At 74.2% G+C, this 20,783-nt stretch carries 19 protein-coding genes; all 19 read left to right on the top strand.

Annotation, left to right across the window (positions count from 1 at the left end):
• The first annotated feature begins 450 nt into the window (after positions 1-450).
• The 19 genes from ACZ67M_RS22435 to ACZ67M_RS22525 all read left to right on the top strand — a co-directional run bounded on the left by ACZ67M_RS22435 (position 451) and on the right by ACZ67M_RS22525 (position 20,777).
• Positions 451-987, top strand: coding sequence for a DUF2617 family protein (locus tag ACZ67M_RS22435; RefSeq protein WP_361361654.1), 537 nt, complete (start codon positions 451-453; stop codon positions 985-987).
• Between the two features lie 132 nt (positions 988-1,119).
• On the top strand, positions 1,120-2,775 hold the full coding sequence (locus ACZ67M_RS22440) for a polyamine aminopropyltransferase (protein WP_469852415.1): 1,656 nt from the start codon (positions 1,120-1,122) through the stop codon (positions 2,773-2,775).
• A gap of 264 nt (positions 2,776-3,039) precedes the next feature.
• Positions 3,040-4,212: a sensor histidine kinase gene (locus tag ACZ67M_RS22445; protein WP_469852417.1), complete on the top strand. Its 1,173-nt coding sequence runs from the start codon at positions 3,040-3,042 to the stop codon at positions 4,210-4,212.
• Entirely contained in the window at positions 4,209-4,958 is a 750-nt protein-coding gene (locus ACZ67M_RS22450; RefSeq protein ID WP_469852419.1) for a response regulator transcription factor, read from the top strand. Before ACZ67M_RS22445 ends, ACZ67M_RS22450 begins: the two co-directional genes overlap by 4 nt.
• Before the next feature lie 52 nt (positions 4,959-5,010).
• Positions 5,011-5,889, top strand: a complete 879-nt coding sequence (locus tag ACZ67M_RS22455) for an SRPBCC domain-containing protein (RefSeq protein ID WP_469852420.1) — start codon at positions 5,011-5,013, stop codon at positions 5,887-5,889.
• Positions 5,890-5,959: 70 nt separating this feature from the next.
• A complete protein-coding gene (locus ACZ67M_RS22460) occupies positions 5,960-6,748 on the top strand; it encodes an aldose epimerase family protein (protein ID WP_469852422.1) in 789 nt (262 codons plus the stop codon).
• Between the two features lie 10 nt (positions 6,749-6,758).
• A complete protein-coding gene (pyrE, locus tag ACZ67M_RS22465) occupies positions 6,759-7,307 on the top strand; it encodes an orotate phosphoribosyltransferase (protein WP_125495688.1) in 549 nt (182 codons plus the stop codon).
• Between the two features lie 133 nt (positions 7,308-7,440).
• Complete coding sequence (gene fbaA, locus ACZ67M_RS22470) at positions 7,441-8,472, top strand: class II fructose-bisphosphate aldolase (protein WP_064728993.1); 1,032 nt, start codon at positions 7,441-7,443, stop codon at positions 8,470-8,472.
• A gap of 105 nt (positions 8,473-8,577) precedes the next feature.
• Positions 8,578-10,032 (top strand): MFS transporter, encoded by a 1,455-nt coding sequence (locus ACZ67M_RS22475; protein ID WP_469852425.1) that lies wholly within the window; start codon positions 8,578-8,580, stop codon positions 10,030-10,032.
• A gap of 342 nt (positions 10,033-10,374) precedes the next feature.
• Positions 10,375-10,788, top strand: coding sequence for a DUF3151 domain-containing protein (locus ACZ67M_RS22480; RefSeq protein WP_122616749.1), 414 nt, complete (start codon positions 10,375-10,377; stop codon positions 10,786-10,788).
• A 145-nt stretch (positions 10,789-10,933) separates the two neighbouring features.
• Entirely contained in the window at positions 10,934-11,749 is an 816-nt protein-coding gene (locus ACZ67M_RS22485; protein ID WP_469852427.1) for a tryptophan 2,3-dioxygenase family protein, read from the top strand.
• Entirely contained in the window at positions 11,742-12,965 is a 1,224-nt protein-coding gene (gene kynU, locus ACZ67M_RS22490; protein WP_469852428.1) for a kynureninase, read from the top strand. The genes ACZ67M_RS22485 and kynU overlap by 8 nt, the downstream gene beginning before the upstream one ends.
• Positions 12,966-13,167: 202 nt before the next feature.
• The gene (locus ACZ67M_RS22495) at positions 13,168-14,067 is read left to right on the top strand and encodes an alpha/beta hydrolase (RefSeq protein WP_392011559.1); all 900 of its coding nucleotides are present in this window, start codon (positions 13,168-13,170) and stop codon (positions 14,065-14,067) included.
• A gap of 189 nt (positions 14,068-14,256) precedes the next feature.
• Positions 14,257-15,246 carry an alpha/beta hydrolase gene (locus ACZ67M_RS22500; protein ID WP_469852430.1) on the top strand — a complete coding sequence of 330 codons (990 nt, stop codon included), beginning with the start codon at positions 14,257-14,259 and terminating at the stop codon, positions 15,244-15,246.
• A gap of 94 nt (positions 15,247-15,340) precedes the next feature.
• A complete protein-coding gene (locus tag ACZ67M_RS22505) occupies positions 15,341-16,579 on the top strand; it encodes an acyltransferase family protein (protein ID WP_469852432.1) in 1,239 nt (412 codons plus the stop codon).
• On the top strand, positions 16,572-17,966 hold the full coding sequence (locus ACZ67M_RS22510) for a sensor histidine kinase (RefSeq protein ID WP_469852433.1): 1,395 nt from the start codon (positions 16,572-16,574) through the stop codon (positions 17,964-17,966). Before ACZ67M_RS22505 ends, ACZ67M_RS22510 begins: the two co-directional genes overlap by 8 nt.
• A complete protein-coding gene (locus tag ACZ67M_RS22515; RefSeq protein WP_361361679.1) occupies positions 17,963-18,649 on the top strand; it encodes a response regulator transcription factor in 687 nt (228 codons plus the stop codon). Before ACZ67M_RS22510 ends, ACZ67M_RS22515 begins: the two co-directional genes overlap by 4 nt.
• Before the next feature lie 113 nt (positions 18,650-18,762).
• On the top strand, positions 18,763-20,106 hold the full coding sequence (locus tag ACZ67M_RS22520) for a sensor histidine kinase (RefSeq protein WP_385800192.1): 1,344 nt from the start codon (positions 18,763-18,765) through the stop codon (positions 20,104-20,106).
• Complete coding sequence (locus tag ACZ67M_RS22525) at positions 20,103-20,777, top strand: response regulator transcription factor (protein WP_361361681.1); 675 nt, start codon at positions 20,103-20,105, stop codon at positions 20,775-20,777. Before ACZ67M_RS22520 ends, ACZ67M_RS22525 begins: the two co-directional genes overlap by 4 nt.
• The last annotated feature ends 6 nt before the right edge of the window (positions 20,778-20,783 follow it).

The following is a 20,783-nucleotide window of genomic DNA, read 5'->3' on the forward strand; positions in this document are numbered from 1 at the left end:
GTGGTTGGGGGGGGGGGGGGTAGGGTGGGTGGGGGGGGGGGGAGGTGAACGGAATGAGCCAGCCGACCCAGCGACGGCCGACCCCCCCCCCCCCCCCCCGGGGCCCGGTCCTGGGACCGGGCCCCGGGCCCCAACGAGAGCGCCCACCGGCCGTACACCCGGTGGGCGCTCGTACGCTCCGGCGCACTCCGTTCGCTCGGGGTGTGCGCCCTGGTTGAACAGTTGAGCAGTGGAGCCCCCTGAGGGATGGAAACCCCACGAAGTTGGGTAAAAACGCTGTGGCGGCGCCATAGTTCATGATTCGCTCTCCCTCACCAACGCAGCTCCTCGGACGACCTGTTGACCCCCCTCCTGACCGGCCGACCGGGCTGCCCGGACCGCAGCCCCGGCAGTGGCCGGGATGCGCGGGCCCCACATCTTCCTCTCCTTGTGTGCTTGCGGAGCCGATCCATGCTCACGACCCTGAACACCGCCTACACCGACACGCGCGCCGCAGACCTGGCCTGGGCCCTGGGGCGCGAGCCGCTGCCCGCGCTCGCCTCTCTCGATGTCGAACTCACGGACGCGAAACTTCAGTTGAGACTCCTAGGCGCCTCCCATCAAGTGCTCCTCGAGGAGGAGCGGGGCAACTGCTCGGAGACGGTGGCGTGCATCCCCGGCAGCAGCACCCCGCTGCCGCTCGGCGTCGCCAAGCGGGTGGGCGACTGGGAGTACGAGTTCGCCGCGCGGGTGGAGGTGCTGACGCCGGGCTCCTTCGCCGGCCGCGCCCAGGAGCTGCTGGCCCTCGTCTCCGACCATCCGCACGGTCTGGCCGGCGTCTTCCCGGGCAGCCCGCACGCCTTCACCGCGCTGCTGGCCCAGCGGCGCGAGGGGCAGGTGCACTGGCGCACCTGGCACGCCTACCCGCAGGACGGGCAGGTGGTGGCGACCCGGACCCGCGTGGGCATCCGGGTGCCGGCGTCGCAGCTCAGGCCGTCGGCGGTGTGAGCCGGGGCCCCGCCGGGCGGGGAGCGGTCCGCCGCCGGGCCGCTCCCGGATAAACCTGTGGGGCCGAACGCGACGCCAGTTTCACACGTGTGGGTGACGAAGCGCAGTGGGGGAGTGACGTAACGTCACTCCGTGATCGATCCGCACGCGCCCGCCCCGCCCGGCTCTCCGCCGTCCTGGGGCCGCCCCTGCGATCCGCAGGCGCCCGCGCGGCTGCCCGTCCGGCCCGCCCTCGCGCGGTTCCTGGTCCTGGCGTGCGTGTTCGTCTGCGCGGCCTGCGGGCTGGTGTACGAACTCGAACTGGTCGCCCTCGCCTCGTACCTGATCGGCGACTCGGTCACCCAGGCGTCCGTCGTCCTGTCCGTCATGGTCTTCGCCATGGGCCTCGGCTCGCTCGCCGCCAAACGGCTGCGCCGGCTGGCCGCCGCCGGCTTCGGCGCGGTCGAGGCGGTCCTCGCCCTCGTCGGCGGCTCCAGCGCGATGATCCTGTACGCCGTCTTCGCCTGGACCGGCGGCTGGGGCGGCCTGTGGGCCGACGGGCCGCGCTTCCTGCTGGTCGCCTTCTCGCTCGTCATCGGTGTGCTGATCGGCGCCGAGGTGCCGCTGCTGATGGAGCTGATCCAGCGCGTGCGCAGGCAGGACGCGGGCGGTGCCGTCGCCGACCTGTTCGCCGCGGACTACGTCGGCGCGCTCGTCGGCGGCCTCGCCTTCCCCTTCGTCCTGCTCCCCTTCCTCGGCCAGCTCACCGGCGCGCTGCTCACCGGCACCGTCAACGTGGCCGTCGGCGCGGCCCTGGTCCTCGGTCTGTTCCGGCGCGACCTGACGCGCCGGGCCCGCTGGCTGCTGCTGACCGCCAACCTCCTCGTACTCGCCCTCCTCGCCACGGCCACCGCCCTCGCCGGCGACTTCGAACGGGCGGCCCGGCAGGCCGTGTACGGCCAGGACGTCCGGGTGGCCGTCCGGACCGGAGTGCAGGAGGTCGTCCTCACCGGGGGCACCGACGGCCGGTCCCTCGGCCTGTTCCTGGACGGACGGCTACGGGTCAGCGGCAGCGACGAACGGCGCTACCACGAGGCCCTGGTACACCCGGTGATGAGCGGCACGCACGCGCGCGTGCTGATCCTCGGCGGCGGCGACGGCCTCGCCGCGCGAGAGGCGCTGCGGCGCCCCGGCGTCCAGCGCGTCGACGTCCTCGAACTCGACCCCGGGCTCACCCGGCTGGCCCGGCACGACCCCGGGCTGTCCACCCTCAACGAGCACGCCTACGGCGACCCGCGCGTCCACGTCCTGACGGAGGACGCCTTCCGGCGGCTGCGGTCGACGCCCTCCGCGACGTACGACGTGGTGATCTCGGACCTGCCCGACCCGGGCATCACGGCCAGCACCAAGCTGTACTCGCAGGAGTTCTACGGCCTGCTGCGGCGGGTGCTCGCCCCCGACGGGCGGCTGGTGGTGCACGCGGGCCCGGCCGCCGCCCGGCCCCGGACCTTCTGGACGGTGGACGCGACACTCCGCGCGGCCGGACTGCCGACCGTCGCCTACCGCGTCGCCGCCCGGGACGCCGGCTTCACGCCCGGCCCCGACCGCACGGCCGCCGGCCCCCGCGCCGCCCGCGACTGGGGCTTCCTCCTGGCCGCCCGTACGCCCCCCGCACTGCCGCTGCGTACGGCGCGGGACCCCCGCCCACGCACCCTCACGCCCCGGTCGCTCGCCCGGGACGCCGCGGCCGCGTCCCGCACCCGGATCCCCGGTCTGCCCCCGTCGACCTTGGTGCATCCGCGGTACTGAACCCGACGGGCGCGCGGAGTCGGGCCGGACGACCCGGGTGCGCCGCGTGCGGCGGCCCGCCCTCCTCCCCCGGGCGCGGACGGACCGCCACACCCCCCTGTGGATCGCCCGCACCGAGAACCTAGGGCCGCGCGGCCGGTCGCGGAATCGGGCCGTGGGTGGAGACGGGACCCAACCCGCCGCGGTAGCCCGCGGGTTCCTGCAACTTCCGCGGTACCGCGAAAGGAGGACGCCGACGCCGGGCGGCGGACCTACGCTGCGGCAATGCGCCTGCATCCCCTGGCGGCCGACGGCCTGATCGCCGCGGCGCTGACGACCGTGGCCGTCCTGCTCGGCACCGAGGCCGTCGCCCAGGGGTGGCCCGCGCTCGATCCGCGCGCCTGGTCGCTCGTCGCCCTGCTGACCCTCCCGCTCGCCCTGCGCACCCGAGCCCCCGTCACCGTCTGCCTCGCCGTCCACGTCTGCTGGGCGCTCTACGTCACCCTCGGCTACTGGCCCGTCGTCGGTTCCTTCGGCCCCATGCTCGCCCTCTACACCGTCGCCTCCCTGCGCCCCACCCGCACCGCCGCCGCCTGCGCCGCCCTGCTCGCGGGCGTCTGGATCTACGCCGGGGTGGTCGCCGGTGCCGAGGCGATGGCGTCCGTGGTGGGGCAGGCCGTCGGATTCCCGCTGGTGCTCTGGCGGTTCGGGTACGTCGCCCGCCGCACCGCCGACCTCACCCGCCGGCTCCGGGCCGAACAGGCCGACCGGGCCCGCCGCGAGGTGGCCGAGGAGCGCGTGCGGATCGCCCGTGAGCTGCACGACGTGGTCGCCCACCACATCGCCGTCATCAACGTCCAGGCCGGCCTCGCCCGCTTCGTCTTCCACTCCGACGCCCGCACCGCGCGCACCGCCCTCGACACCGTGGAGGGCGCGAGCGGCGAGGCCCTGGCCGAACTGCGCCGCATGCTCGGCCTGTTGCGGGCCGAAGGCGTCCAGGGCGCGGACGGCGCCCCCGCGCCGGGCCTCGACCAGCTGGACGAGATGGTCACCCGGGTCCGCGCCGGCGGCGTGCGCGTGGAACTGCGGACCACGGGTGCGCCCCGTCCGCTGCCGTCCGGCATGCAGCTGTGCGTCTACCGGGTGGTGCAGGAGGCGCTCACCAACGTGCTCAAGCACGCCCCCGGAGCCGGCGCCACCGTCGAACTCGCCTACCGCACGGGCGAGGTGACAGTGACAGTCACCGACGACGGACGCACCGCCGGGCCGCGGGAGGGGGCGGATTCGGACACAATCGCCGAGCGCGGCGGCCACGGCTTGATCGGGATGCGGGAGCGGGCCAAGCTCTACGGCGGGACGATCGTCGTCGGCCCGCGCGGCGAGGGGGGATTCGGCGTGCTCCTGACCCTGCCGACGCCGCTGGGCACCGCACGCCGGGGAGACACCTTCAGGGAATGACCGACCCAGAGCATCCGAGGGACGAAACGACCGGAGGGCCCGATGGCCGTCCGGTGCGGCTGCTCGTCGTCGACGACCAGTTCCTCGTCCGCAGCGGCCTCGCCGCACTGCTGCGCGCCGCCCCCGGCATGGAGGTCGTCGGCGAGGCGGCCGACGGCGCGCAGGCGGTGGCACTGGCCGCGCGCACCCGGCCGGACGTCGTCCTGATGGACATCCGCATGCCCGGCATGACCGGCATCCAGGCCACCGAGCGGATCCTCGCCGAGGCGGCCGACCCCGCGCCCCGCGTCCTCGTCCTGACCACCTTCGACCTCGACGAGTACGTGTACGGCGCCCTGCGGGCCGGCGCCTCCGGCTTCCTGCTCAAGGACGCGGGCCCCGAACGGCTGCTGGCCGCGGTCGCCGCGGTGCACGGCGGCGACTCCCTGTTCGCCCCCGCGGTCACCCGGCGTCTGGTGGAGGCGTTCACGCGGATGACGGACCCGGCCCGCACGGACCCGCCGGACGCCGCTCCACCGCCCGGGCTGGCGGCGCTGACCTCGCGCGAGGCGGAGGTGCTGGGCCTGGTGGGCCGCGGACTGAGCAACGCCGAGGCCGCCGACCGCCTGTTCATCAGCGAGGCCACGGTGAAGACCCACCTCAACCGCACGATGTCCAAGCTGCGCCTGAGCAGCCGGGCCCAGGCGGTCGTGGTGGCCTACGAGACGGGTCTGGTGACGCCGGGGAGCGGGGGGGACGCCGGGTGACTTTGGGCCGACGGGGGGTGCTCCGGGCGCCCGCTGGGTAGGGTGCCGTGACATGGAGCATGAGGTGTTCGTTCCGGTTCCGGCCGAGCGGCTCAGGGACGTGCTGGCCGACCCCGTCCGGGTCGCCCGGGCGGTTCCGGGGCTCCAGCAGGACGCCGGTGCCGAGCCCGTCGCGGGCCGGCTGAAGGTGCGTATCGGCAGCCACTCCATCACCTACCGGGGCTCGCTGCGCCTGTCCGCGCGCCCGGACGGCACGTACGCCGTCGAGGGCGACGCCACCGAGTCGCGCGGCACCGGCGAGGTCACGCTCGCCCTGACGCTCTCCGTCCGGGACGCCGAGGGCGGCGCAACCGTCGTCTTCGCCGGGACGGCCACCGCGGACGGGCGGGTCACGGAGCTGCCCGAGGAGTCGGTGGCCTCGGCCACGGCCCGCCTGCTGACCCGGTTCGCGGAGAACCTGGGCACCGCGGCGGCCGAGGAGCGGCCGCCCGCCTCCGTCTTCGACACCGAGGTCCCGCCGCCCTCCCTCGACACGGAGGACGCGGACGACACGGAGGGCGCGGACGACGCCAACGGTGCGGAGGACACGGACGAGGTGGCCGACACGGAGGGCGCGGACGACGCCGACGACGCCGACGGCGCGGACGAGGGCCGAGCCGCCGCCCCGCAGACCCCCGCCACCCCCGCCGCCCCGCAGACCCCCGCCCCCGACGTGGTCGAACCCCCCGCCGAGGCCGCGCACGCGCGCCGCACGATGATCGGCCGCAGCGCCGAGGAGGTGGACCACGCCCCGCCGCGCGGCCGGTACGCCCCCGTCCCCGCACCCCAGACGGGCGTCGCCGGCGCCCCCCTGCGCTGGGCCGCCCCCGCCGCGGCCGTGGTCGTGGCCGGGGCGATCGTCGTGGGCCGCGCGCTGCGCAAGCGCCGCTGAGCGTCCTCCCGGACCGCACGCACCACCCCGCGTTCCGGTGCGCCCTTGATCGCCCCAGTAGGGTCGTGGCGTGAGTAACGAACCCATCACGCTGACCGCGGGTGACGCGGAGGCGACCGTGCTGCCGGGCAACGGCGGCCGGATCGGCGGACTCCGCGTCGGCGGCACGGAACTGCTCCGCCAGGGCGAGCGCTACGGCTGCTTCCCGATGGTCCCCTGGTGCGGCCGGATCCGCGACGGCCGCTTCCGGGACGGCGCGGCCGTCCACCGGATGCCGCTCAACGCCCCGCCGCACGCCATCCACGGCACCGCCCGGGACGCCGCCTGGCGCACCGCGCGAGTCACCGCGGACGAGGCGGTCATCACGTACGACCTCTCCGACCCCTGGCCCTACACCGGCCGCGTCACCCAGGTGATCGCCCTCACCGAGGACGCGCTGACGCTGACGATGTCCGTGGAGACGTACGACTCGTCCTTCCCGGCGCAGGTCGGCTGGCACCCGTGGTTCAACCGCACCCTCGACGGCGCGGACGTCGCCATCGGCTTCGACCCCGCCTGGCAGGAGGAGCGCGGCGACGACCACCTGCCGACCGGCAACCGTGTCGACCCGAAGCCGGGCCCCTGGGACGACTGCTTCGGCATGCCGGACGGCGTCGACGTCACCCTGACCTGGCCGGAGCGGCTGGAGCTGAAGGTGACCAGCCGCGAGCACTGGGTCGTGGTGTACGACGAGCAGGACGCCGCCGTCTGCGTGGAGCCGCAGACCGGGCCGCCCAACGGCCTGAACACCCTCCCCCGCCTGGTCACGCCCCTGGAGCCGCTGGAGGCCACGACGACCTGGTCCTGGCGCCGCCTTTAAGCTGGCGTACATGACGGACGTACGCGCGGCGCTGCTGCAGCAGATCAAGGACAAGGCCGTGGTGCACGGCAAGGTGACCCTCTCCTCGGGGCTCGAGGCCGACTACTACGTCGACCTGCGCCGCATCACCCTGGACGGCGAGGCCGCGCCGCTGGTCGGGCAGGTGCTGCTGGAGCTGACCGACGACCTGGAGTTCGACGCGGTCGGCGGCCTGACCATGGGCGCCGACCCGGTCGCCGCGAGCATGCTGCACGCCGCCGCCGCGCGCGGAAAGCGCCTGGACGCGTTCGTCGTCCGCAAGGCCGCCAAGGCGCACGGGCTCCAGCGCCAGGTCGAGGGTCCGGACATCAAGGGCCGCCGCGTCCTGGTCGTCGAGGACACCTCCACCACCGGCGGCTCCCCGCTCACCGCCGTCGAGGCCGTGCGCGCGGCCGGCGCCGAGGTCGTCGCCGTCGCCACGATCGTCGACCGCGCGACGGGCGCCGCCGAGAAGATCGAGCAGGGCGCGGGGGTGCCGTACCTGTACGCGTACGACAAGGACGAGCTGGGCCTGGACTGAGTCCGCCCGGAGGTCCACTCGGGTATTCCCGGTCCGTCTGGAAGGATGGGGCCGACGATGACGTCGCCCCCCAGTCCTAGGTCAGGGCCATAAGCAGCAGCCGAGCCCACCCGCACATACAAGGAGCGGACAGATGCCCATCGCAACTCCCGAGGTCTACAACGAGATGCTGGACCGGGCGAAGGCAGGAAAGTTCGCCTACCCGGCCATCAACGTGACCTCCTCCCAGACGCTGCACGCGGCCCTGCGTGGTTTCGCCGAGGCGGAGAGCGACGGGATCGTCCAGATCTCCACCGGCGGTGCCGAGTTCCTGGGCGGCCAGCACAGCAAGGACATGGTGACGGGCGCCGTGGCCCTCGCCGAGTTCGCGCACATCGTGGCCGCGAAGTACGACGTGAACATCGCGCTGCACACCGACCACTGCCCGAAGGACAAGCTCGACGGGTACGTCCGCCCGCTGATCGCCGTCTCCGAGGAGCGCGTCAAGGCCGGCCGCGAGCCGCTGTTCCAGTCCCACATGTGGGACGGCTCCGCAGAGACCCTGGCCGACAACCTCTCCATCGGTACCGAACTGCTGGAGCGCGCCCGCGCCGCCAGGATCATCCTGGAGGTCGAGATCACCCCGACCGGCGGCGAGGAGGACGGTGTCTCGCACGAGATCAACGACTCCCTCTACACCACGGTCGACGACGCGCTGCGCACCGCGGAGGCCCTGGGCCTGGGCGAGAAGGGCCGCTACCTGCTCGCCGCCTCCTTCGGCAACGTGCACGGCGTCTACAAGCCGGGCAACGTCGTGCTCCGCCCCGACCTGCTCAAGGAGCTGAACGAGGGCGTCGCCGCGAAGTACGGGCAGCCGGCCGGCTCCAAGCCGTTCGACTTCGTCTTCCACGGCGGCTCCGGCTCCACCGCCGAGGAGATCGCCACCGCGCTGGAGAACGGCGTGGTCAAGATGAACCTCGACACGGACACCCAGTACGCCTTCACGCGCCCGGTCGCCGACCACATGTTCCGCAACTACGACGGCGTCCTGAAGGTCGACGGCGAGGTCGGCAACAAGAAGACCTACGACCCGCGCACCTGGGGCAAGCTGGCCGAGGCAGGCATGGCCGCGCGCGTCGTCGAGGCCTGCGGTCACCTGCGGTCCGCCGGTACGAAGATCAAGTAGTCCCCGGCGGTCACCCGTCCGCCCGGTCCTCGGGCGGTCATCCGGCCGCGAGACGTGCAGCGAGCCCGGCGCCGAACGCGCCGGGCTCGCTGTATACCTGGGGGCATGCCCGACGTCCGGCTGGCCTCACCGCAAGGCAAGTGGATCCTGCTGACCACCGTCCTCGGCTCCAGCATGGCGCTGCTGGACTCCACCGTCGTCAACGTCGCGCTGCCCCGCATCGGGCGCGACCTCGACGCCGACCTCGCCGCGCTCCAGTGGACCGTCAACGCGTACATGGTCACGCTGGCCGGGCTGATCCTCCTCGGCGGCGCGCTCGGCGACCGGTTCGGCCGCCGCCGGATCTTCGTCATCGGGGTGCTGTGGTTCGCCGCCGCCTCCCTGCTGTGCGGTGTCGCGCCGAACGCCGGTGTCCTGATCGCCGCCCGCGCCCTCCAGGGCATCGGCGGCGCGCTGCTCACGCCCGGCTCCCTCGCCCTCATCCAGGCCTCCTTCCACCCCGACGACCGGGGCCGCGCGGTCGGCCTGTGGTCGGGCTTCGGGGGCGTCGGCGCGGCGGTGGGGCCGTTCCTCGGGGGTTGGCTGGTGGACGGCGCGGGCTGGCGCTGGGTCTTCCTGCTCAACGTCCCGCTGGCCCTGCTGTGCGCGCCGATCGCGCTGCGGCACGTACCGGAGTCCTCGGACCAGCGCGCCCACGCGCGCTTCGACGTGCTCGGCGCGGTTCTCGGCGCGGCGGCCCTCGCGCTGCTCACGTACGCGCTGATCGAGGCGCGCGGCGCGTCCTGGGCGGTGGCGGTGAGCGCGGTGGCCGGTGTGGCCGCGGCGGTGGCCTTCGTGGTCGTCGAGGGCCGTCGCGCGGACCCGATGATGCCGCTGGACGTCTTCGCTTCCCGCCAGTTCACGGCGATCAACGTGGTCACGCTGTGCGTGTACGCGGCCCTCGGCGGCTTCTTCTTCCTGGCCGCGCTCCAGCTCCAGGTCGTGGTCGGCTGGTCCGCGCTGGCCGCCGGTACGGCACTGCTGCCGACCACCGTCCTGATGCTGCTGCTCTCCGCCCGCTCCGGCGAGCTGTCCGAGCGGCTCGGCCCCCGGCTCCAGCTCACCGTCGGACCGCTGCTGTGCGCCGCCGGCATGGTGCTGATGCTGCGGGTCGGACCCGGCGCCTCCTACCTCAGCGACGTACTGCCCGCCCTGGTGGTGCTCGGCCTCGGCATGGTCACCCTGGTCGCGCCGCTGACGGCGAGCGTGCTGGCCGCCGTGGACACCGCGCGCGCCGGACTGGCCAGCGGCATCAACAACGCGGCGGCCCGTGCGGCGGGGCTCGTCGCGGTGGCCGCGCTGCCGCTGCTCACCGGCATGGGCGAGGAGGCCTACCGGTCCGCACGGGCCTTCGACGACGCGTTCGGCCCGGCGATGCTGATCTGCGCGGGCGTCCTGGTGGCGGGCTCCGCGATCGCCTTCACGACGGTCCGCCGCCCGTCCCCGGACTGCCGCCGCCCCGAATGCCGCACCCACGGCTCGCTCCTGACCCCACCCCTGGAGGCGGAACACGGCACGTAGCCGTACACGACTGTGCCGCTGCCCTACGGGGCGCGGGCAACTTGCGCGCCCATCCGCACGCAGGGACCCCACCCGCCCACACGGGTCCGGATCACGCCCCTAAGGGGCGCGGGGAACTGCGCGCCCAGCCCCAGCGCACCCGCACCCGACGACGCACCCGTACGCAGGGCCCCCGGCGCCGGGTGCCTCCTCGCGCCGACGTCCGGATCACGCCCTCAAGGGGCGCGGGGAACTGCGCGCCCAGCCCCCACGCACCCGCGGCCGACGACGCACCCGTGGCAGACCACCCCGCACCCGCGGCCGACCACGCACCCCCTCACACCCATGCCGCAGACTTGACCCATGTCCATTCACGAGAACCTCCTCGGGGGACCGCCCCCGACCCACCTCCCCGACGACCCCGGGCCCCGCGAACTGCTGGCGGGCGGCACCTCCCCCGCCGACGTCGCCGCGAAGTACCCGACGTCCTCGCTCGCCTGGGCCCGCCTGGCCGACGAGGCGTTCGAACGGGGCAGCGTCGTGGAGTCGTACGCGTACGCCCGTACGGGCTACCACCGCGGCCTGGACGCCCTGCGCCGCAGCGGCTGGAAGGGGCACGGCCCGGTGCCCTGGGAGCACGAGCCGAACCGCGGCTTCCTGCGCGCCCTGCACGCCCTCGCCCGCGCCGCCCAGGCGATCGGCGAGAAGGAGGAGTACGAGCGCTGCGCCCAGTTCCTGAAGGACTCCTCGCCCGCCGCGGCCGAGGTGCTCGGCTAGCGCGAGGAACACCCCAGGCCCGTCCGCCCCGCGCGGGCGGGCCTTGCGGTTTCCTGCGACGATTGCGGAGGATGCCGTTGGGGACCGGGGCCCCGTGCCGGTAACGGCAGGGCGGACCGCTACCCGTGCACATCAGGAGACAGCGATGTCCCACGAAGCCCCGAATCTCGACTTCGAGGGCAGCACGCCGTACGAGGACTATGTCCAGGCGGACGTGCTCACCCATCTCCAGCACACCCTCTCCGACGATCCCGGAGAGATGGTCTTCCTGGTCACGACCCAGGTCATGGAGCTGTGGTTCACCGTCATCGTCCACGAATGGGAGACCGCCGCCCGCGCCCTGCGCGAGGACCGGATCCCGGTGGCGACCGACGCGCTCAAGCGTTCGGTACGGGAGCTGGAGGCGCTGAACGCCTCCTGGACGCCCCTGGGGCAGCTCACCCCGGCCCAGTTCAACTCCTACCGGGCCGCCCTCGGCGAGGGCTCCGGCTTCCAGTCGGCCATGTACCGCCGCATGGAGTTCCTGCTCGGCGAGAAGTCCGCCTCGATGCTCGTCCCGCACCGCGGCGCCCCGCGCGTCCACGCGGAACTGGAGAAGGCACTGCACGAGCCGAGCATGTACGACGAGGTGGTCCGGCTGCTCGACCGGCGCGGGTACGACATACCGGGCGCCGTGCTCAAGCGGGACGTCACCCGGAAGTACGAGGCGGCACCCGAGGTGGAGGCCGCCTGGACGGCCGTCTACAAGGGCGACCAGAACGGCGAGCTGGCCCGCCTCGGCGAGGCCCTCACCGACGTCGCCGAACTGGTCTGGCGCTGGCGCAACGACCACCTGGTCGCCACCCGCCGCGCGATGGGCTCGAAGACCGGCACGGGCGGCTCGGCCGGGGTGGCCTGGCTGGAGAAGCGGGCCCGCGGCAACGTCTTCCCCGAGCTGTGGACGGCGCGGTCCTATGTCTGAGCCGAGGAGCGAGGCCGAGCAGCTGGACGTCGCCGACCCGCTGGCCGCGGTGCGCGGCCGGTTCGTCCTCGACGACGTGACGTACCTGGACGGCAACTCGCTCGGCGCCCTCCCCGCGCACGTGCCCGCGCGCGTGGACGACGTCGTCCGCCGCCAGTGGGGCGAGCTGCGCATCCGTTCCTGGGAGGAGAGCGGCTGGTGGACCGCGCCCGAGCGGATCGGCGACCGGATCGCACCGCTGGTCGGCGCGGCGGCCGGGCAGATCGTGGTGGGCGACTCCACGAGCGTGAACGTCTTCAAGGCGCTCGTCGCCGCCGTGCGCATGGCGCGGGAGGACGGCGGCGACGGAGGCGGTGCGGGCCGGGACGAGATCGTCGTCGACGCCACCACCTTCCCCACCGACGGGTACATCGCCGAGTCGGCGGCACGGATGACGGGTTGCACGCTGCGCCCGGTCGCCCCGGCCGAGGTGCCCGCGGCGCTGGCCGCCCGGGGTGACCGCACCGCCGCCGTGCTCCTCAACCACGTCGACTACCGCACCGGCCGCCTGCACGATCTGCCCGCGCTCACCCGCGCGGTGCACGCGTGCGGGGCGTACGCCGTCTGGGACCTGTGCCACAGCGCGGGCGCGCTGCCGGTCGGGCTCGACGAGCACGGTGTCGACCTGGCGGTCGGCTGCACCTACAAGTACCTCAACGGCGGCCCCGGTTCGCCCGCCTACCTGTACGTGCGCCGCGACCTCCAGCCCCGCTTCGACTCCCCGCTGCCGGGCTGGAACTCGCACGCCGAGCCGTTCGGCATGCGCTCCGCGTACGCCCCGGCGTCCGGAGCGGCGCGCGGCAGGGTCGGCACGCCGGACATCCTCTCCCTGCTCGCCCTGGACGCGGCGCTGGACGTGTGGGACGAGGACGGGGTCTCGGTATCGGCGGTGCGGGCCAAGTCGCTGGCGCTGACGGACTTCTTCCTGCGCTGCGTCGAGGCGTACGTACCCGCCGGCCGGGTGGAGTCCGTGACCCCGGCCGCGCACGCGGAGCGCGGCAGCCAGGTCGCCCTGCGCTGTGACGACGCGGGCGAGGTCATGAAGCGGCTGATCGAGGGCGGCGTGGTCGGCGACTTCCGCGCCCCGGACGTCCTGCGCTTCGGTTTCACACCGCTGTACGTCGGCTTCGCGGACGTGGAGCGGGCGGCCCGGGTCCTGGCGCGGACGCTGGGGTGACGCGCGGCGGCGACGCCGGGGTGACGCGCGGGAGTGGTGACGTCACCCGCGGGTGAAGGGTGGGGGCCGGGCGAATCGTTTGGTCCTCACCCAGCGTCACATCCCCATGTCCGCGCACGTCATCGGCCTGATAACGTCCCGCCAACGGCCGATTTCCACTCATCCGGTCCGCCAACACCGTTCCTTCGCCGAGAGGTTGAGCATGCCGGACGCCGCCGCAGAACCGGGCACCGCTGCCGCGAGGAACGCCGCGGAGGAGAAATCGGCCTTCGCGCATCCGGCGGTGGACCCCGACAGCACGGCCGGGTACGGCGACCACCCCGACCAGGTGATCGACTTCTACGCGCCGCGTGCCGCCGTGGGGCCGGGCGACGCCGCTCCCGTCGTGGTGGTCCTGCACGGAGGCTCGTGGCGGGCGCCGTACGACCGTCGCCATGTCAGCCCGTTCGCCGGGTTCCTGGCGGACCGGGGCTTCGCCGTGGCGAGTGTGGAGTACCGGCGCGGTGCGGAGGACGGTGACGCCGGTACGGGCGGGCCCGTGGCGGGGCGGTGGCCCGAGACCCTCGACGACGTGGCCGCCGCGCTGGACGCGCTGCCCGGGCTGGTGCGGCGGCACCTCCCGCGGGCCGACGCGCGCCGTACGGTGCTCACCGGCCACTCCGCCGGCGGGCACCTCGCCCTGTGGGCGGCGGCCCGGCACCTGCTGCCCGCCGACGCCCCTTGGCGCACCGACCGCCCGGCGCCGCTGCGGGGCGTGGTCGCGCTCGCGCCGATCGCAGACTTCGAGGTCGCCGACAAGCTCGACGTGTGCGGGGGAGCGGCACGTCAGTTCCTGGGCGGGGGCGACCTGTTCGCCGAACGCCGTCCCTACGCCGACCCCGCCCTGCTGCTGCCCACCGGCATCGCGACGACCCTGGTCCAGGGCCGGGCCGACGTGGACGTGCCGCAGGCCGTCGCCGACGCGTACGCCGACGCGGCGGCGAAGGCCGGGGAGGTGGTGGGCGTGACCCTGCTGGAGGACGTCGGCCACTTCCCGCTGATCGACCCGGCGGCGGACGCGTGCGCGGTGGTGGCGGAGGAGATCGCGCAGTTGGCGTGGTGAGGTGAGGCCGACAGGGACCGGTGGTTCGGCGATCCGGTGGTCCGGTGGTCCGGTGGCTCGGGTCGTACCCGTAGTACCTGAGAGCTACCCGCCAGGTGAGTTCCCTGGCGGGACGCGGGTTACCCGGCCCGATTCATAACTTCCCTTGCAGGCGGGCCCGATGGGCGGGCGTGCCGGAGGGGAGCGGCCATGTGGCCCGGTACGGCGGTACGTTGGCGGCGGTACGCGGGCAGGTGGCGCCGTGCCGTGTGCGCGGCCCTCATCACCGGTGCCGTGGTCCTCCCGCTCTCCGGTGCCGCGCAGCCCCGGATCCCGGCCCCGCTCCCCGCCGAGCCGCCGGCGCCGACAGCCGCCACGCTGGCCGAGACGTACGCGGCCCACCGGGCCAACGCCGCCGAGGCGTCCCGGATGGCCGCCGACCACGGCGACCGTCACCGTGCCGCGGCCGACCGTGCGATGGCCGACCGGTCCCGACGGCTCCTCGCCTTCGACGGCCGGGGCGCCGGACTGGCCACCGAGGTGCTCGGCGACCTGGCGCGGGCCGACCGCGTCGCCGTCCTGGTCCCGGGCTCCGACACCGGCCTCGACACCTACGGCCGGTTCCGCGCCGCCGCCGTCGCGCTGCACCGGCAGCTCGTCGCGCAGGCGCCCGCCGGGACCCGCACCGCGGTCGTCGCCTGGCTGGGTTACGAGACGCCGGGCACGATCAGCACCACCGTCGCCACCACCGGCCGCGCCGAGCGGGCGGCCCCGAAGCTGCGCGCCCTCGTCGCCGACCTGCGCCGGATCACCGGGCCCGGCACCCGCCTCACCCTCCTCTGCCACTCCTACGGCTCGGTCGTCTGCGCCCGCGCCGCCGACGGCCTCGACGTCTCCGACATCGCCCTGCTGGGCAGCCCGGGCACCGGCGCCGACACGGCCGCCGGCCTGCGCAGCGGCGCCCGGATCTGGGCGGCGCGGGGCGACGACGACTGGGTGGAGCACGTTCCGCACCTCAGCACCGAGCTGTTCGGCACCACCGTCGGCTTCGGCACCGACCCGGTCTCCCCGGAGTTCGGCGCCCGGGTCTTCGACGCCGGCGAAGGCGGCCACAGCGACTACTTCGACCCCGGCTCCCGCTCCCTGACGAACCTGGCCCGGATCGCCCTGGGCGAGACCACGGAGGTGACCCATGACTGACGTGACCCGAGCGGTCCGAAGGCCCCGAGCGGTCCGAATCCCCCGAGCCCCTCGAACACTCCGAGCGCCCCGAACGCTCCGAGCGACGCTGGAGATGCCGGAGACCCGGCCGAACCCCACGCGGGAGGCCCCCACCCGGTGGCCCGGTACCGTCCGGCGGAGCCTGTTCCGCTCCGCCGGCCGGATCGACGCCGCCGCGCCCGCGTCGAGGGACCGGGCCGTCGACGCCCTGCGAGCCTTCGCCATCCTCGGGGTGGTCCTCGGGCACTGGCTGGTGACGGCCCTGGTCGCCGACGGCAACAGCCTGCGTGCGGCCAGCCCGTTGGGAGACATGCCCTGGCTGGCCCCGGTCTCCTGGGCCTTCCAGACCCTCGCCGTGTTCTTCCTGGTCGGCGGCCATGTCGCCACCCGTGGCTACGCGTCCGCCCGTGCCCGGGGCGAGTCCTACGGCCGCTGGCTGTCCGCCCGCCTCTCCCGGCTGTTCCGACCGGTCCTGGCCGTCCTCGGCCTGTGGACGGTGACGGCCGCGCTGCTGCTCCTGTCCGGCGCGGAGTTCGGCACCGTCCACACGCTGGTGAAGCTGGCCCTGTCCCCGATGTGGTTCCTGCTGGTCTTCGCTGCGCTGACGGCGGCGACGCCGGTGCTGACGCGGCTGAGCCCGCTGTGGCCGCTGGTCGTCGTCCTCCACGTCGACCTGCTGCGCTTCGGCTTCGGAGCCCCGTCCTGGCTCGGCTGGCTCAACCTCGCGGCCGGCTGGCTGGTCCCCTTCACCCTCGGCGCCGCCTGGACCCGCGGCGAACTGGACCGCCGCCGCAGCGGCTGGATCCTGCTCACCGGGGGTACGGCGGCGACCGCGGCGCTCGTCGCCTGGGCGGGCTATCCGGCCTCGATGGTCGGCGTCCCGGGCGCCGCGGTGTCGAATCTCAATCCGCCGACCCTGGCCGCCGTCACCTTCGGTCTGGCGCAGTGCGGACTCGCCCTGCTGCTGCGCGACCCGCTCCGACACGCGATGCGGCGGCCGGTGGCGTGGGCGGCCGTCGCCCTGGTCAATCTCTCCGCGATGACGATCTTCCTCTGGCACCAGACGGCGCTGATGGCGACCACGGCCGGCAGCCTCCTCCTGGGCCGCCTGCCCGGTCTGCACACGCGCCCCGACGGCCTGGACTGGGTCGCGGCCAGGATCGCCTGGCTCCCGGTGTTCGCGCTGGTCCTGGCGGGCTGCTGGGCCGCCTTTCGCTCCTGCGAGCGCGGTGGCGCCCGGCGCCGTTCCAAGATCGTCCGGGCCCACCGCCCGGACGGCCGGACGGGGACGGCGGGTGCACGTCATGTCTAGGGTGGGGCCCGTGACACGAAGGGGGACACGACACACGGCCCGGGGCCGAGTCGAACGCGTGCTGGGGGTGCTCCACGACGACCTGTGGACGTGGCGGCCGGATCCGCTGCCGCCGTCGGTGTGGCTGCGCTGGTTCCCGCACGGGATCGTCTGCCTGGCCGCCCTCGGCGTGCTGCTCGGCGACGCGGCCCAGCTCGGTGAGAACGGCGGGGTCGACCCCGGATTCGCCTTCGTCATCGCGCTCGCGCAGGCCGGTGCGATGGTCCTGGCGCTGTGGCGGCCGGTCGCGGCGTGGTGGCTGTCGATGGCGGGCATGCTGGTGGGCGCCTTCGCCGTGCGGGCCGAGATGGTGGCGGACGGGGACAAGTTCACCTGGCCCTGGACGGCCGCCGGGCTCATCGCCCACCTCTTCGTCCTGCTCCTGCTCGCCCTGCGGGTGCGTACCCGGGTGTCCCTGGAGGCGCTGGCCCTGACCGCGCTCACCACCTACCTGGTGCAGGGCGTGGTGGGCGCGTCGAACTTCCAGCCGACCGGGATGCTCGCCGTCATCCTGTTCACGGTCGTCGTCGTCCTCGGCACCGCCCTGCGCGGCCGCCGCGAGGCACGCTCGGAACTCGCGCAGCAGACCTCGCTCACCGCCGAGGAGCGGGCCCGGCGCACCCTGCTGGAGGAGCGCAGCCGCATCGCGCGCGAGTTGCACGACGTGGTCGCCCACCACATGTCGGTGATATCCATCCAGGCCCAGGTCGCCCCCCTCCTCGTCGAGGACCCGCCGGACGAGCTGAGGGAGAACCTCGCGGGCATCCGGCAGAACGCGCTGGAGGCGCTCACCGAGCTGCGCCGGGTGCTGGGCGTGCTGCGCTCCGAGCACCCCGAGGTACCGGAGGCGTCCGCGGGCGGCGATCCCGCGCCGCACGCCCCGCAGCCCACCCTCGACCGGCTCGACGCGCTGGTGGAGAACACCAGGGCCGCGGGACTGACCGTCACCACCGGGACGAGCGGCACGCGCCGGCCCCTGCCGCCCGGCGTGGAGCTGTCGGCGTACAGGATCGTCCAGGAGGCGCTCAGCAACGTCCTGCGGCACGCACCCGGCGCGACCGCCCGGGTCCACCTCACGTACCTCCCGATCGGGCTGCGCGTGGAGGTCTCCAACACCCGCCCGAAGCGGGCGCCGGCGCCGTCGCAGGGGGCGGGGCACGGGCTGCTCGGCATGCGGGAGCGGGTGGCGATGCTCGACGGCAGCCTGACCGCGCACGCACTGCCGGGCGGCGGCTACCAGGTGGCGGCGTTCCTGCCGGTCGACGCCGCCGAACCCGCGGTCCCCGACGAACCGGCCGGCACCGACGAACCCTCCGCCCACCACATCCCCGAGGACGACACCCGATGACGACCAGCAGCGACGGGCGCGTGATCCGTGTCCTGATCGCCGACGACCAGCAGATGGTCCGGCAGGGATTCACCGTGCTGCTCAACACCCAGCCGGACATCGAGGTGATCGGGCAGGCGGTGGACGGCCTGGACGCCGTCGCCAAGGTCGCCGAGCAGGCCCCGGACGTCGTCCTGATGGACATCCGCATGCCCGAGCTGGGCGGCATCGAGGCCACCCGCCTGATCACCGGGGCGACCCCGGAGATCAAGGTGCTGGTGCTGACCACCTTCGACCTCGACGAGTACGTGTACGAGGCGCTGCGGGCCGGGGCCTCCGGGTTCCTGCTGAAGGACGCGTCCGCCGACCAGCTCGCCGAGGCGGTCCGGGTGGTGGCGTCCGGGGACGCCCTGCTCGCGCCGGGCATCACCCGCCGCCTGATCGCCGAGTTCTCCCGGCTGGACGACCGGCCGCGCGCCCCGCTGAAGGCCCGCGTGGGTGAGCTGACCGAGCGGGAGACGGAGGTGCTCGCCCTGATCGCACAGGGCCTGTCGAACGCCGAGATCGCCCAGCGCCTGGTCGTCGCCGAGCAGACGGTGAAGACCCATGTGGGCCGCATCCTGGTGAAACTGGGGCTCAGGGACCGCACCCAGGCGGCCGTGTTCGCGTACGAGTCGGGCCTCGTGCGGCCCTCGGGGTACTGACTCCGATGGACGCGCGTGGACCGTCCCCGGCCCCCGTAGTACCTGAGGCGGATGCCCAAGGACCCCTCTCACTGGTGACGACGGCCCCTCCCGCCGCCGCCTACCGTGGCAACGTGACCGAGACGACCCAGACGGGTAGCACGCCTCCCGGCGACGCGAGCGCGACCCGCAGCCCCGAGTACCGGCTGGCCAAGGATGCCCTGAGCGGCCTGCGCGAGGACCTGTTCCACGACGCCTTCGCCTACCGCCCGCTGTCCCGCACGGCCCCGGACGCCCCGTGGGTCCGCCGCCTGCCCGCACGGATGCGGCCGTACGCGGCCCGCGTCCCGTACCTGGCGGTGGCCGGCGCGGCGCTGCTGTGCTTCTACGGCGGCCTGGTGGGCGGTTACAGCAGCCAGTGGACCCTGCTGAGCGGCCTGGTGTGCGCGCTCCCGGTGCTGGCCACCCTGGTCCGGCCGGTCGGCGCCTTCTGGATGTCCATGGTGGCCACGCCGCTGGTGGCGCTGCTCGGCAGCAGCTGGGGGGACTGGCCGTGGCTGCCGGGATCGTTCATGTGCCACACCGCCGTGCTGGTGATCGTGGCGATACGCACCCGCCCGCGCACCGCCGTGTGGATGTGGGTCATCACCGCGGCCTACGCCTTCTTCAACGAGTCCCTGTGGGGCCCGGGCCAGTACGGCAGCAACTCCGCACCCCTGCTGCTGCTCACCGCCTTCGCCCTGCTCGCGATCTCGCTCTGGCACATCCGCCGCGACGCCCGGCAGCAGGTGACCGCCCAGCAGACGGTCACCGCGCACGAGCGGTCCCGGCGCACCCTGCTGGAGGAGCGCACCAACATCGCCCGCGAGCTGCACGACGTGGTCGCCCACCACATGTCGGTGGTCGCCATCCAGGCGGAGGCCGCGCCCTACCGGGTGGAGAATCCGCCGGAGGAGCTGGAGCGCGCCTTCGCCACCATCCGGGAGAACGCGGTGGCCGCCCTCACCGAGCTGCGCCGCGTCCTCGGTGTCGTCCGCGCCGAGGACTACGAGGCCCCGGACGCCCCGCAGCCCACGCTGACCGACCTGGACGCCCTGCTCGCCAACGTCCGCGAGGCCGGCCTGGGCGTGGAGAAGGCGGTGACCGGCGCGGTGCGCGAGCTGCCGCCCGGCGTGGAGCTGTCGGCGTACCGGATCGTGCAGGAGGCGCTGAGCAACACCCTGCGGCACGCGCCCGGCGCGACGGCCCGCGTGGAGGTCGCCTACGTCCTGGGCGGCCTCGGCCTGCGCATAGTCAACACCGCCATCCCGCAGAACACCTTCGTCAAACCGTCCCCCGGCGCCGGACACGGAGTCACCGGCATGCGCGAGCGCGTCTCGATGCTGAACGGCGAGATGACGGCCGGCCCGACCGACGACGGAGGCTACGAGGTGGCGGTGTTCCTGCCGGTCACCGCGGTGAGCGAGGGTGACGCATGACCGGCCGCACGATCCGGGTACTGATCGCGGACGACCAGATGATGGTGCGCGAGGGCTTCTCGGTCCTGTTGAACGCGATGCCGGACATCGAGGTCGTCGGCGAGGCGGTCAACGGCCGGGAGGCGGTCGACCGCGTCCGCGAACTCGCCCCCGACGTCGTCCTGATGGACATCCGCATGCCGGAGCTGAACGGCATCGAGGCGACCCGGGAGATCGTCGCCGCCGACGGCACGTCGAAGGTCCTGGTGCTGACCACCTTCGACCTCGACGAGTACGTGTACCAGGCGCTGCGCGCGGGCGCCTCCGGCTTCCTCCTCAAGGACGCCTCCGCCCGCCAGCTCGCCGACGGCGTCCGGGTGGTCGCGGCCGGGGAGGCCCTGCTCGCGCCCTCGATCACCAAGCGCCTGATCACCGAGTTCTCCAAGCTCTCCGACGCCCCGCGCCTGATGCCCTCGGCGCAGGCGGCCTTCGGGGACCTGACCGAGCGGGAGACGGAGGTCCTGGTGCTGATCGCGCAGGGCCTGTCGAATGCGGAGATCGCCGAGCGCCTGGTGGTCGCCGAGTCGACGATCAAGACGCACGTCAGCCGCATCCTGGTGAAGCTGGGCCTCAGAGACCGCACCCAGGCGGCGGTGTTCGCCTACGAGGCACGGCTGGTGACGCCGGGCTGAGGGCGT

The sequence above is a fragment of the Streptomyces sp. NPDC107500 genome (genome assembly GCF_055582785.1).

Excerpts from the sequence above, each read along its gene's own strand:
- ACZ67M_RS22435 (WP_361361654.1), top strand. The coding sequence starts at position 451 with ATGCTCACGACCCTGAACACCGCCTACACCGACACGCGCGCCGCAGAC.
- ACZ67M_RS22445 (WP_469852417.1), top strand. The coding sequence starts at position 3,040 with ATGCGCCTGCATCCCCTGGCGGCCGACGGCCTGATCGCCGCGGCGCTG.
- ACZ67M_RS22450 (WP_469852419.1), top strand. The coding sequence starts at position 4,209 with ATGACCGACCCAGAGCATCCGAGGGACGAAACGACCGGAGGGCCCGAT.
- ACZ67M_RS22455 (WP_469852420.1), top strand. The coding sequence starts at position 5,011 with ATGGAGCATGAGGTGTTCGTTCCGGTTCCGGCCGAGCGGCTCAGGGAC.
- pyrE (WP_125495688.1), top strand. The coding sequence starts at position 6,759 with ATGACGGACGTACGCGCGGCGCTGCTGCAGCAGATCAAGGACAAGGCC.
- fbaA (WP_064728993.1), top strand. The coding sequence starts at position 7,441 with ATGCCCATCGCAACTCCCGAGGTCTACAACGAGATGCTGGACCGGGCG.
- ACZ67M_RS22475 (WP_469852425.1), top strand. The coding sequence starts at position 8,578 with ATGCCCGACGTCCGGCTGGCCTCACCGCAAGGCAAGTGGATCCTGCTG.
- ACZ67M_RS22480 (WP_122616749.1), top strand. The coding sequence starts at position 10,375 with ATGTCCATTCACGAGAACCTCCTCGGGGGACCGCCCCCGACCCACCTC.
- ACZ67M_RS22485 (WP_469852427.1), top strand. The coding sequence starts at position 10,934 with ATGTCCCACGAAGCCCCGAATCTCGACTTCGAGGGCAGCACGCCGTAC.
- kynU (WP_469852428.1), top strand. The coding sequence starts at position 11,742 with ATGTCTGAGCCGAGGAGCGAGGCCGAGCAGCTGGACGTCGCCGACCCG.
- ACZ67M_RS22495 (WP_392011559.1), top strand. The coding sequence starts at position 13,168 with ATGCCGGACGCCGCCGCAGAACCGGGCACCGCTGCCGCGAGGAACGCC.
- ACZ67M_RS22500 (WP_469852430.1), top strand. The coding sequence starts at position 14,257 with ATGTGGCCCGGTACGGCGGTACGTTGGCGGCGGTACGCGGGCAGGTGG.
- ACZ67M_RS22505 (WP_469852432.1), top strand. The coding sequence starts at position 15,341 with ATGCCGGAGACCCGGCCGAACCCCACGCGGGAGGCCCCCACCCGGTGG.
- ACZ67M_RS22510 (WP_469852433.1), top strand. The coding sequence starts at position 16,572 with ATGTCTAGGGTGGGGCCCGTGACACGAAGGGGGACACGACACACGGCC.
- ACZ67M_RS22515 (WP_361361679.1), top strand. The coding sequence starts at position 17,963 with ATGACGACCAGCAGCGACGGGCGCGTGATCCGTGTCCTGATCGCCGAC.
- ACZ67M_RS22525 (WP_361361681.1), top strand. The coding sequence starts at position 20,103 with ATGACCGGCCGCACGATCCGGGTACTGATCGCGGACGACCAGATGATG.